The 13268-nt window shown below is 55.9% G+C and carries 8 protein-coding genes; 6 read left to right on the forward strand and 2 right to left on the reverse strand.

Annotated features, from left to right (window positions below; genetic code table 11):
- Positions 1-45: 45 nt before the first annotated feature.
- On the reverse strand, positions 46-888 hold the full coding sequence (locus D8M41_RS03115; RefSeq protein WP_126500121.1) for a DUF6318 family protein: 843 nt from the start codon (positions 886-888) through the stop codon (positions 46-48).
- An 863-nt stretch (positions 889-1751) separates the two neighbouring features.
- Here D8M41_RS03115 and ileS point away from each other — a divergent pair.
- The 4 genes from ileS to D8M41_RS03135 all read left to right on the forward strand — a co-directional run bounded on the left by ileS (position 1752) and on the right by D8M41_RS03135 (position 8144).
- Positions 1752-5099, forward strand: coding sequence for an isoleucine--tRNA ligase (ileS, locus tag D8M41_RS03120; RefSeq protein ID WP_126926379.1), 3348 nt, complete (start codon positions 1752-1754; stop codon positions 5097-5099).
- Positions 5100-5262: 163 nt separating this feature from the next.
- Positions 5263-6792: a bifunctional folylpolyglutamate synthase/dihydrofolate synthase gene (locus D8M41_RS03125; RefSeq protein ID WP_126926380.1), complete on the forward strand. Its 1530-nt coding sequence runs from the start codon at positions 5263-5265 to the stop codon at positions 6790-6792.
- Positions 6764-7300 (forward strand): DUF4233 domain-containing protein, encoded by a 537-nt coding sequence (locus D8M41_RS03130; RefSeq protein WP_371873024.1) that lies wholly within the window; start codon positions 6764-6766, stop codon positions 7298-7300. The genes D8M41_RS03125 and D8M41_RS03130 overlap by 29 nt, the downstream gene beginning before the upstream one ends.
- 187 nt (positions 7301-7487) lie before the next feature.
- A complete protein-coding gene (locus tag D8M41_RS03135) occupies positions 7488-8144 on the forward strand; it encodes a vitamin K epoxide reductase family protein (protein WP_006888315.1) in 657 nt (218 codons plus the stop codon).
- A 96-nt stretch (positions 8145-8240) separates the two neighbouring features.
- On the opposite strand, the gene ndk is transcribed toward D8M41_RS03135, so the two are convergent.
- Positions 8241-8654, reverse strand: coding sequence for a nucleoside-diphosphate kinase (ndk, locus tag D8M41_RS03140; RefSeq protein WP_006888326.1), 414 nt, complete (start codon positions 8652-8654; stop codon positions 8241-8243).
- Between the two features lie 160 nt (positions 8655-8814).
- Between ndk and D8M41_RS03145 the strand changes: the two genes are divergently transcribed.
- Positions 8815-9054 (forward strand): hypothetical protein, encoded by a 240-nt coding sequence (locus tag D8M41_RS03145; protein ID WP_006888309.1) that lies wholly within the window; start codon positions 8815-8817, stop codon positions 9052-9054.
- A 485-nt stretch (positions 9055-9539) separates the two neighbouring features.
- Positions 9540-13010, forward strand: a complete 3471-nt coding sequence (locus D8M41_RS03150) for an Rne/Rng family ribonuclease (protein WP_126926381.1) — start codon at positions 9540-9542, stop codon at positions 13008-13010.
- Positions 13011-13268: the final 258 nt, after the last annotated feature.

The raw sequence follows: 13268 nt of genomic DNA on the forward strand, positions 1-13268 counted from the left end.
TGGGCGGTCCTGCGCATAGCCTCCCGGGCTAGAAACGGGTGGCGGCTAGTGGCCGCCCTTTTCCCGGCCTTGACTCGTGAGATACGAGTAGTGCTGTTTGAGGTAGTCGTTACTTATAACTTTCCACACGCCATTTTCGTAGATAGTAGTCATGATGCCCTCGCTCGTGCGGGCGGGGACTTCCTCATTTGTCCCACCCGCTTGGTGAACTATGAACTTTTCATAGCTCTCAGAGAAGTACCAGGAGACACCGATAACTGTATCGGAAAAGGCCACTGCAGGCCTGTGGTCACTGATTTTAACGGAACGGTTGTAACCTTCGATCCACCCCTTTGAACTGTACAGGTTATGGTGCTTTTCGACCTCAAGTTTCATCGAAAAATCTTGCGGGAAGATAAGTTTCTTAATGGGTTCATCCTTGCCAGTGAGCGATAAATAGTTGAAGGCCGACTGGAAGGCGAGCAGCGTCTGGTACGAACCTTCCAAAGTGTTCTTACGTGATGCCTCCTCATTAATATCCGGTTCGGGAACGTTCTGCGCTGGGGAACTTCCGGTTGCTGGAACGTATCCGCTGTCGCCTTTGGTCGGCAGCTTGGCATCCCCCACATACTTCTGCCAGTCAGCAATAAATTGTGCAGGATCCACCGGCGAGGATGAACCGCTGGAACTACTGGAAGCGGACGTGCTGGGGGAGTACGTCGAATGTGAGGGGGAGGAAGAGGAGCTCGCAGACGTCGTGGTTGCGGTATCACTCGGTGATTCTTCGGCCTTCTTCGAACTTGAAAGCGGCACACACCCGGTGAGCGCGGCAGCTCCAAGCGCACTGAAGCCAAACAGCACTGTGCGGCGCGATGGTGCAGAAACTACGGTGGGACGGGGCGTCATCATGGTGGTTCCTCTTTTCACTATGTACTGCATGTATTTTTATCGTGGCATCGCCGCCTGAAAAGACTCTGACTTTTCACTTCCACAGGCTGGAAACACTCTGAAAGTTATATGGTTGATTCCTGGGCTATGTTTCACACCTTCTACACGGTTTTACTTAAGCAGTTTTGAACGGGGGGGGTACCTCAACAATCAGGCAGACAAGCGGGGTTCAGGAGGGGAGGGAATTTTGCTCACATCTTTGGGTATTTCCTTCCTCCCCATAGATGCGTGATTATGCATTTAAAACCCACAGAAACAAACATATGTTGTGAGCAATAAACGCTGTGGCCACAATATATGGTGTGGCGGATGGGGTGCTGGGGAAGGGGCATAAAACTATCCGAGGGCGACACGCCCGGGATGCACATAATTCCCGAAGAACTGGGGGCGAACCGGCTTGCACCGGCCCTCAGAAACACCCTAAACTGTAAATGTTTGCAACGACCCGGCCATCACCGGCGAGCAATTCGGAAGAACAGACCGCACCTGCGGATTCCCACTTTAATCGCTGCGGCGAGGGGATCTTAGCGGAACAGATGCAGTCCCAGTAGAACCGGACGGTTAAGCCCGATACAGCTGTTAATAAGCGACTGATACTCGCGGAACGCGCCGCTCTCCGGGGGCAAAAGAGCCGAAAAGCCTACCAGCCCCGGGAGGGGTCGGTGCGTTTCGCTGTGTTAGTAAGCAAGGTGGTACCGCGCCAGTGTTCGCCTGCCTCACAGGGTGGCGTGAAGGCGTCCTTGCACCCGTTTGTCCATTCCCGGCATTGGGTGCACCAGAAGTACCCGATGGAGGGTACCTGAACAGAAATAGGGCGCACTTACATGTCAGAGAACATCTACCCCAAGGTGAGCACGTTCGAAGCCGCAGGCAACGGCGTGAGCGCATCACCGCAATTTCCTAAACTCGAAGAAGCCGTACTCGACTATTGGAAGAAAGACGAAACCTTCCAAGCATCTATCGATAACCGCGAAGCCGGTCCTCACGGCGATAACGAATTCGTCTTCTACGATGGCCCTCCATTCGCAAACGGTCTGCCGCACTACGGGCATCTGCTCACCGGTTACGCAAAAGACCTTGTAGCACGTTACCAAACTCAGCGCGGGCATAAAGTAGAACGCCGCTTCGGCTGGGACACCCACGGTCTGCCTGCCGAGCTTGAAGCCATGAAACAGCTCGGCATGACCGATAAACAAGAAATCCTAGAGATGGGCATCGATAATTTCAACGATGCCGCGCGCGCCTCCGTGCTCAAATACACCAACGAATGGGAACAGTACGTGACCAGGCAGGCGCGTTGGGTGGACTTCGAGAACGACTATAAGACCCTCAACGTCGAGTACATGGAATCCGTGATCTGGGCGTTCAAACGTCTCTACGATAAAGGACTCACGTACCAAGGGTTCCGTGTTCTGCCGTACTGCTGGAAAGACGAAACCCCGTTATCGAACCATGAGCTGCGCATGGATGACGACGTCTACCAGGATCGCCAGGATCAGACCGTCACAGTAGCTTTTACCCTCACCGCTGACGACTCGCTCGCCGCCAATAAAAACGTTGTCGCTGAACTGGCTGGCGTTGAGGCACTTGCCTGGACCACCACCCCCTGGACCTTACCCACCAACCAGGCGCTCGCCGTCGGACCCGACATTGAATACGTCGTAATTCCCGGTGCCGGGGAGCATGGCGGGCGGCGCTTCCTGATCGCCGCTGACCTGCTGGGAACCTATGCGAAAGACCTTGGGTATGCGGGGGAGAACCCCGCCGAGGATGCGGCAGCTGCCGTCACAGCGCGCTACACCGGCTCCCAGCTCGAAGGTGTGCGCTACACCCCGCTGTGGGACTATTTCGCCGATGCCGAGAAATGGGGCACAGGAACCTCCTGGCAGATTCTCGTTGCCGATTACGTGAGTACCACCGATGGTACCGGTATCGTTCATCAGGCACCCGCCTATGGTGAAGACGACCAGAAAGTTTGTGAATCCTACGATATTCCCGTGGTGCTTTCGGTAGATGAAGGCGCCAAGTTCCTTCCCCTATTCGGACAGCCTAGCCCCTCGGGGTCTACCGCGCTTGCGGGTATCGCCGGAGTTCAGGTTTTCGAGGCAAACCGCACCATTATTAATGCTCTCAAGGCAGATGGTGCGCTCATCGTGGAGAAATCCTATGTGCACTCCTACCCGCACTGCTGGCGCTGCCGTAATCCTCTGATCTACCGCGCCATTACCTCTTGGTATGTGAAGGTGACCGAGTTCAAAGACCGCATGTCTGAGCTGAACGAGCAGATCAACTGGATTCCCGAAAATGTCAAGTACGGGCAGTTCGGTAAGTGGGTTGAGAACGCTCGCGACTGGTCAATTTCGCGTAACCGTTTCTGGGGTTCTCCTATTCCCGTTTGGGTTTCGGACGATCCAAATTATCCCCGTGTTGATGTTTACGGATCGCTCGAAGAACTCAAAGCTGACTTCGGTCGCCTGCCGCTGAACAAGGAGGGGCAGCCAGATCTGCACCGTCCCTATATTGATGAGCTGACGCGTCCAAACCCTGATGATCCAACGGGTAAGTCTACGATGCGTCGCGTCGAAGACGTGCTGGACGTATGGTTTGACTCCGGATCGATGCCGTATGCGCAGGTTCACTATCCCTTCGAGAATAAGGACTGGTTCGAGAACCACTATCCGGCGGATTTCATCGTTGAGTATATTGGTCAGACCCGCGGTTGGTTCTACACTTTGCATATTTTAGCGACCGCACTATTTGACCGTCCTGCCTTCAAGAATGTTGTCAGCCACGGCATCGTGCTTGGTTCTGACGGGCAGAAAATGTCAAAGTCGCTGCGCAACTACCCGGATGTCTCTGAAGTTCTTGACCGCGACGGCTCGGACGCTATGCGCTGGTTCCTCATGTCATCGCCGATTCTGCGCGGCGGCAACCTGATTGTGACCGAGCAGGGGATTCGTGAAGGGGTACGACAGGTGATGCTTCCGCTGTGGAACGTCTATCACTTCTTCGCTCTCTATGCGAATGCTGCCAACAAAGGCGCGGGATATACGGCACAGGTGAAGTACGATTCGCAGCATGTGATGGACCGCTTTATCTTGGGTAAAACCCGGGAGCTGGTACAGCAGGTTACCGCGGACATGGACTCTTACGATATCTGGAGTGCCTGCGAGCATCTGCGTCTTTATGCTGATGCTCTTACCAACTGGTATGTGCGCCGCTCACGTGAACGTTTCTTTGACGAAGACCCCGATGCCTTCGATACCCTGTACACCGCTTTGGTGACGGTATCAAAGGTAGCGGCGTCACTTCTGCCGCTCACGACCGAAGAAATCTACCGTGGTCTGACCGGTGAGCGTTCGGTACATCTTGCCGACTGGCCTGCCGCTGAAGACTTTGCTGATGAATCTGAGCTGCTTTCGCTCATGGAAACCGTACGGGCGGTATGCTCTACAGGGTCTTCTCTGCGTAAAGAGAAGAAGATCCGTGTGCGTCAGCCTCTGCAATCGCTCACGGCGGCCATTGCCAACGAGCAGTTCGCACAGCTGGAAACCGCATTCGGTACTAAGGGCGCCGACTATTTCGCCAAGATTGTGAAGGACGAGCTGAACCTGCGTGAGGTTATCCTCGTGAATGCACAAGACGCTAACCCCGCCGACTACGGTATCTCGCAACAGCTGAAGGTGAATGCCCGTGCCGCAGGTCCCCGCCTTGGCAAACAGGTTCAGGCAGCCATTAAGGCATCGAAATCTGGCGATTGGACAATCGCCGAAGACGGTACCGTGACCGTTGCTTTCGACACCATTGACGGTGGGCTTGCATTAGTTGACGGCGAATATGAGCTGGTAACCGTGGTAGCATCCTCGGATGACGGTACCGAGCGTGAAGCGGCAGCCGTGCTGCCCGGCGGTTTCCTAGTGCTGAACATCGAATTAACCGATGAACTTGTGGCGGAAGGTATTGCCCGCGATACTATTCGCGCTATTCAGCAGGCCCGTAAAGATGCCGGACTGAACGTCTCTGACCGCATTAACCTAACGGTAAGTGCACCACAGGACACCCTGGAGGCTCTGCGTGCCCACGAGGAACTAGTCACTGGCGAGACCCTAGCGGTTTCCCTGGACCTCACGGAGGGCGAGAGCCTGACCATTACGGTCGCAAAAGCCGCATAGAATAGGGGCAATATAGAGCCTCTAAGCCGCCCCGGCACATATAACACACCGCGGTATGTACCGTGCTGGGGCGGCTATACACCCAAAACATATGCCGCATGAGGCAGCACCCCGGTAGAGATGCTGTGCCGCACAGCTTGATACCGGCCAAGGAAAGAACACTATGAGCGAGATGAGCTACCCGGCAATCCCGAACCCAGAAGGGGTTGAACGCGTCTACGGTGAATTGCTGGCACGCGCCCCCGAAAATAAGATGGCTCCCCGGCTGGATGCGGTTCTCCGAGCCGTTGAAATCCTCGGGGATGTGCACCGCGCCGCCCCGGTCATCCACATCACCGGAACTAACGGCAAAACCAGTACCGCCCGCATGATTGAATCGCTTTTGTTGGCTCATGATCTGCGCACCGGGCGTTTTACGAGCCCGCATCTCGAAAGCGTTACCGAGCGCATCAGCATTAACGGTGAACCGGTGCCTGATGCCACGTTCGTGCGCGTTTGGGATGAAATTTTGCCATACCTCACTCTTGTGGACGAAGAATTTGCTGCACGCGGAGAACCAAAACTTACGTTCTTTGAGTCCATCACCGTGCTTGCTTTCGCTATTTTTGCCGACGAGCCCGTGGACGTGGTGATTCTAGAAGTCGGGATCGGCGGTTCGTGGGATTCTACGAATGTAGCCGACGGTATTGTCTCCGTCGTGGCGCCCGTTGGCCTTGATCATACCGATATGCTGGGGGATACTCTGGCTGAGATTGCAACGGAAAAAGCCGGGATTATTAAACCCGACGGATACCTTATTTCTGCGGCGCAAGACCCTGAAGTAGCGACCATACTTCTTGATACTGCTCGTAAGCAGAACGCCAAGTACGCCTTCGAAGGTGTTGAATTTGGTGTGGTTGAGCGTGACCGCGCGGTCGGCGGGCAGCTTTTAACTCTCCGAGGTTTAGCAGGAGAATACCCCGAGATTGAGCTCCCCCTACACGGTGAGCACCAGGGGCAGAACGCATCCTTAGCTCTTGCCGCAGTCGAGGCATTTTTCGGTGGGGATCGTGCCCTTACACGAGACGTAGTACTCGCCGGATTTGCTCAGGTACGTTCGCCAGGGCGACTTGAGATGATTCGCAGCGAGCCTTTGGTGGTGCTTGACGCCGCTCATAACCCGCATGGGGTGCGCGCCGCATCTACGGCTTTTAAAGAGGCATTTGAACTGTCCCATGTGCATGCAGTCGTCGGTATTCTAGGCGAAAAAGACGCTCTCGGTATTTTTGAAGTGCTTCGTAAAGAATACGTAGACTCAACCGATGCCACATTCCGGTTGTATCTTTCTGCCTCAGAATCTTCCCGAGCCATTGCCCCGGAAGAACTTCAAGAGATCGCCCTCGACGCCGGGTTCGACGAAGACATTATTACGGTATGTGACCACCTGGATGAGGCGCTTGCCACCGCTATGGAAAACGCCCTCTTTGAGCAGGAATCCGCTGGTGTGCTGGTCACAGGATCGGTCACAGTCATTGGTGAGGCGCGTACCCTGCTGGCACAGCCCGAGGAGAGCCCCACAGCTTCCCGGCCCGCCCCTGAAGGACTTGATAGTGATATAGGGCTTATCCCCAGCGCCGCACCGGACGGTGGGCTGTTGGATGACATTTTGGCGGAGCTGGCCCACGATGAACCTGAAAGTGACGAAACACAGTAGCGACACCCTCACCGACCCCGAAAGTTTGAACAGGAGAGCTGTGGCACAGAACAATCCCGAGAAAAAACAGTTCCTGACTCGCGCCCAGCGTGACTGGAAGCCGGGGATGAAGAAAAAATCCCGTTCAGTGAAAGTCATGTTTGCCTCAACAATTCTAGTACTGGAGGCTTTTGTGGCCTTCTTCGGCACCCTAGCGGTATTCGGGCATCATTTCAGCGACCCCGTTGAGATAAAAATCCTCATCTGGGCTGTGGGGCTGGCGGTCGCAGCGGTGCTCATGCTGCTGCCCGCCCAGCTGAAATCCTCCTGGGGATACACCGCAGGGTGGGTACTCCAAGTGGCTCTGCTTGCGCTGTCGGCATTGACTCTGCCGCTTACCCTTATCGTAGTGGTCGGGTTCGTAGGGTGCTGGTGGTATGGCCTGCGGGCGGGCACACGGTTGGATGCCGAAAATAAGGCACGTGAGGCCGAACAAGCAGAATGGGAACGCCAGCATCCACAGCACTGACCTATCAGGATGCATAGCTGCACCCACTCCGGGGTGTGCACATGAAAAGGGATGGTGGTGCATCCCTGCTATATCCGCACAAGGTCTGGAGCTTAACGGGAAGAAAATAACAGGTTAAGATAGCTAAATAGGCTTTGACACTGCGACCGTCGAATCCGACTGTATTCATATCAACCAGGAGAAGCATATGAGCGTTGAACAGAGCACCCAGGAGCACAACGAGGACACACCGTCCGCATCAGGATCGGCAGATAGTCTAGAGTCGCAATCCTCTGAACGCTCACTTGCCGTGTGGTTGATGGTGACGGCCACAGTTGCGCTCGCCTCATCAGCTATGTTGGTGCATGAGCGCCTACAGATTTTTATTGATGCAGGTCACAGCTCGCTGTGCGATATTAACGCTCTCCTTAACTGCGGTACCGTGATGCGCACCCCGCAGGCGGAACTTTTCGGCTTCCCCAACCCGTTCATTGGGCTGGTTGCTTTCCCCATCCTCATGACTATTGCGATGGGGACTTTAGCTGGGGCGCGGTATAAAAAATGGTTCTGGTTGGCAACCAATGCAGGCCTGGGGGCTGCAGTGGTCTTTGTGCTGTGGCTCTGGTTTGAAACAACGTTCGTGATAAATGCTCTCTGTCTGTTCTGCATGATCGTATGGGTGATGACGATCATCATGTTCGTGAAGGTGACGATTCGAAATATCGTCGAGGGAGTTATCCCCGCTTCAGAACAAGTGCGGCAGAGCGCAACGGGGTGGACCTGGTTTAGTATTTTGCTTCTGGTCCTGCTGATATTCGGGATTATTATTATCCGGTTCTTCAACGTGTTCATGGGCATGATGTAGCCGAAACTACTGGGTGTTTCGAAGCACCCACTATGGGGCTTGGGGTCTGCAGAAACAACAATATTTCTGCAGACCCCAAGCTTTTATGATGGTGTTTTACGCCAGCCAAAGAGCAATTTCACGTTCGGCTGAGGCGGGGGAATCGGAGGCGTGCACCAGGTTCTTCTGCACGGAATCGCCCCAGTCACGCCCTAAGTCTCCGCGAATGGTGCCCGGCGCTGCTAGGGTCGGGTCTGAGGTACCGAGCATGGAGCGCACCCCCTCAATGACGCGCTCTCCCGAAAGAACAGCAGCAACCACGGGGCCAGAAACCATAAAATCCACGAGGGACTGGTAGAAAGGCTTGCCTTCATGCTCTGCGTAGTGCTGGGCCAGAAGTTCTTTGGTGGGCTGAAGCATTTTCAGCTTCTCAATCGTGTACCCCTTTGATTCAAAGCGGCTCAAAATTTGGCCGATCAGCCCACGTTCAACACCATCGGGCTTCACCAGGATGAGGGTACGCTCGCTCATGATTTGCTCCTTCACAGGTTGGTGAGTTGGTGTTCACCATCATAGGGTATGCAGCTGTGGCCGGTTCAATGATGCGCTTTGCGCTGCGGCTGGCTGTTGCTGTGCGGCGGTGCGTATAATGGGGTAACTGGAGAGACCCGTTAACCTCTAGGAGATATCTGTGAAAGCCCTCGGCACCACTATGATGCTTGCATCGGCCGTTGTATTTTTGACGGCACTGTTTTTGCTGACGGCTGGTCATTTCTCTCTCCTGTGGGTGATACTTCTGATCATTGCCCCGTTTGTTTTTATGGTGGGTATCCCGTTCGCTACCGGGTCTGGTCCGGAATATTTGCCGACTGACCCGAGACTGGCACAGCAAGAACGTGAAAAACGTGATGCCGAACTGGGCCTGGGGTAGTAGCAGCCCAAATAGCTAAAATACCACCACCGTAGTGTGGAGGAGCGGCGTGTTGATTTGTGCATCACGCCGCTTTTTCTGTGTTGACGTGTGAGCATCGGTGGGTGTTTATCCCCAAATATGGCGGGTGAGGGCGTGAATGTGAGAGAATAGCAGAAGTGCGCCTTTTGACCCGCATGTAAAGGGCGCATCCGGTATTTTCGTCGAGGGGAATGCCTTAGGCCGCAGAACGTTTGCGCGGCGAGATACCCCCGAAGTCCGGCGTTGATGGAAGTCCGCTGGCTCGACCGAAAAAATCGGCCCATTTAGTGCGGGGTGTTTCTATGAATGCGAAAGGACGCTCCGCCGCTCGCCTCCGCGGTAGTTGCGCATAGTGTGCGCACCCGGGGGCTTGAGCTACGAATAGGGTAGATAGGCTTACGCGCGTGCGCGCAACGAATGCTAGTGCGTCAAGATGCGGCTTGGGAGCACCAAGAGAAGGAAATATGGCTGAAGAGATGAACGCCAATGAATCCGGCCTGAATATGGGTGTTTTGGCCGACATCGCATCACTTGCGAGTGAGAAGAATGTCTCTGATGAGACGGTGCGTTCCCTGAATGAGAAAGTGCCGGGAGCGGATAAGGCCGATCAGGCCGAGAAAAAACGGGGGCGCGGTTCCTCAAAAAAGAATACGGTTTCTCGCCGTTCCAAGGCTGAATCTGGGTCTAAGGATTCGGAGGAGCTGAGCCCTGAACGTGCAGTTGCTGAGAGCCTGAGTGATCTACGGAATTTAAAGGCGAAGCATGCTCCTGCCCCGAAAAAATCTGCCGAACCAGCTTCGGAGGATGAGGTCGCGAGCACTATCGATAGAATTTTTGAAGGCGCTGATGATGCCGCCAATAGCTCCGAATCCTCTCAGGATGAGGCAGCAGCTGAGCAGCAGACCGCCGTTTTGCCGAATACAGAGCAGGGAACTAATAAAGATACCTCCGCCGCAGAACCTGAAACTCCTGAATCTGTGACTGAGAAACCCAGCTCAGAAGACTCACCCGTCACAGCGGTTCAGACCCCGGCTGCTCAGGCAGATACATCGGTTGCTATCGCTGGTACCGCCGAAGAACCGCAGGTTTCTGAACCGGAGACAGGCATTGTAGCCCTGCCGGAGGTAGATACCCCAAAGGATGAATCTGAGGAAAAGTCCGGCTCTGAAGGGGAATCGAAAACTCTGCGTGATGTGCAGCAGCAGAAGCTTGCACAGATGCGCGCCTCGTTAACGCCACGGGCTATGCCACTGTTTTATTCTCCAAATGTTGCTGAGCTTTCAGCGGCAGCAACTCTTGAGTATGAGCAGCAGCGTGCGGCACGTATTGAGGCCGAGCGTGCGGCACGGATGGCTCGTCGCCTTGAGGAAGTTGCTGCTGAGGCTGAGGTCACAAGCCACCGCCGTCGCCGTCGCCGTCGCGGTACCGAGGACATTGAGATTGAGGGCAGTGATGACGATGAGGTGGAGACCGTCACGAAGGTGCGTGCACCGCGTCTGCCGGATTCTCACACTTCAAACACTGTTACTGGTGTGCGCGGTTCAACCCGCCTTGAAGCTAAACGTGCCCGCCGCCGCGAGTCCCGGTCGATGGGACGCCGCCGTCACATTGTGACTGAGGCGGAGTTTTTGGCGCGCCGCGAGTCTGTGGACCGGCAGATGCTGGTGCGGCAGAAGGATGACCGTATCCAGATCGCTGTGCTTGAGGATGGGGTGCTCGCAGAGCATTTTGTGTCGAAGACGCAGCAGGATTCGCTGATCGGTAACGTGTACCTGGGGAAGGTTCAGAACGTACTGCCGTCAATGGAGGCGGCGTTCGTCGATATTGGGCGTGGCCGGAATGCTGTGTTGTATGCCGGTGAGGTGAACTGGGATGTGAGCGGTCTTGAGGGTACTCCCCGCAAGATTGAGAACGCCTTAAAACCTGGTGATTCGGTGCTGGTGCAGGTCACTAAAGACCCAATTGGGCAGAAAGGCGCCCGCCTGACGAGCCAGGTGTCTTTGCCAGGGCGTTTTTTGGTGTACGTGCCGGGCGGCTCAATGACCGGTATTTCACGTAAGCTTCCCGATACTGAGCGTGCGCGCTTGAAGAAGATTTTGAAGGATAAGCTGCCTGATGGGGCGGGCGTGATTGTGCGTACCGCCGCTGAGGGTGCTTCTGAGGAGGAACTGACTCACGACATTAACCGTCTGCGTGCGCAGTGGGAGGAGATCCAGCAGCAGGCTAACTCCCGTAAGGTGCTCGCCCCAGAGATGCTGTATCAGGAGCCTGACCTGATGATTAAAACGGTGCGTGATGTGTTCAATGAGGATTTCACCGCCATGCAGGTGCAGGGTGCTGACGCTTGGGATTCGATTGAAGCGTACGTGACCTATGTGGCCCCGGATTTGATGGGCCGACTGCAGAAGTGGGAAGGGGAGGATGACCTTTTCGACCACTACCGCGTGAATGAGCAGCTATCGAAGGCCCTGGACCGCAAGGTGTATCTGCCCTCGGGCGGTTCGCTGGTGATCGACCGCACCGAAGCTATGACCGTAGTGGATGTGAACACCGGTAAGTTCACTGGTAGCGGCGGCAACCTTGAGGAGACCGTCACCAAGAATAACTTGGAGGCGGCTGAGGAGATCGTGCGTCAGCTTCGCCTGCGTGATATCGGCGGCATTATTGTGATCGACTTTATCGATATGGTGCTTGAATCGAACCGTGACCTTGTGCTGCGCCGCCTGATCGAGTGCTTGGGGCGCGACCGCACTAAGCACCAGGTTGCTGAAGTGACCTCCCTGGGCCTGGTGCAGATGACCCGTAAACGCCTGGGTACGGGCCTGCTTGAGGTGTTCTCACAGCAGTGCGAGTCGTGCGGTGGTCGCGGACTGCTGGTGCACGACCAGCCGCTTAGCGGCCGCTCGGGCGGCGCCTCAGATTTTATTCACCGCCAAGAGCGCACCGACCGCAAACGTTCCCGTGCTGCGGCTAGCCGTGTTGATTCGGTGGATGCCGAGAAGGAAGAGAAGAAGGCGGAGCGCCGCAGTGCTATGGCCTCAATCGCTGCAGCATCCCAACAGCCTGATGAGGTTGAGGAGCAGGGACGTAAGAAGCGTAAGCGTCGTAAACGCTCACGCCGCACTGAGGGTGCTGAGGAGCAGAATACTCAGAACACTCAGGGGACAGCCCCCGAGGCTGCGAGTGAACAGGCTCATGAGTATGTGGCTCAGGCTGAGGCGAAGATCGCTAAGATTGACGACGATTCCCATTGGAGCGGCGAGCAGGGCGCGTTTACGGCGCAGGATTTCGCGGACTCGTACAGTCCTGAGCTGGATTCCCGGTTTACGCGTAGCTCTGCCCGGTATGAGGCTATTAGGGCGGGCGAGGCGAAGGCTCGTGCGTCGCAGAAGGCAGGCCGTATCGCGCGCACGGAGGGCGGCGGTTTCCGGTCGAAACGGGTTGAGGATGAGCAGGCCCAGAAAACCCGCGATGACGTGCGGGTGGAGGACGTTCATGAGTCCCCCAAGAAGAGCCGCCGTTCGCGTCGCGTCGCCTCAACTGATGGGGCGGCTGCCCAGGGTGGCCAAACCACCGTTTCGGGTGTGGTGGGTCATGCTCCCGTAACTGATGCGGGTGCGCCGCGTGTTTCGGGTGTCATCCGCGTGGGTGGTTCTGCCGGGGCTCAGGTCACTGAGGCTGAGCCGGTGAAGCAGGCGTCTACGGCTGCTGCTGAACCGGCGGCCGCGCCGCGTAAGCGTCGTTCTCGTCGTGCGGCGTCTTCGGCGGGTGCACAGTCGAAGGTTGTGACGGTGGATGCCGCCGAGTCGGCTCATGGTTCGGTGGTGGCTTCGGCCTCTGTGGCGGACGCGAAAGCCCCCGTCGAATCCGAAACCCCGACCCTTTTCGGTATCGGTGTTTCCGCTGCCGATATTAAACGAGCTGGCAAAGAATAGGGCCTAGACCTGCTCGTATCACAGAAATAACAATAACGCCGGTACCACAAGTCCGAAGGTGACTGCGGTGCTGGCGTTGTTATTTACTGCCCAAAGGGGTGGATTGCGCCTAAACCCGCGCATGCAGTATCCTTAACGATTGGTATTTATCTCAGTGAAGCCCTATCGACGCAGGGTCAGCGGGAGATACCACTTCTGGAAGCCCTTATTACAGCGTTTCTGGAAGACACCACCGGCAGGCCGAGCGTGTATCCAACT

This window comes from Rothia sp. HSID18069 (assembly GCF_003989155.1).
Lineage (GTDB): Bacteria > Actinomycetota > Actinomycetes > Actinomycetales > Micrococcaceae > Rothia > Rothia aeria.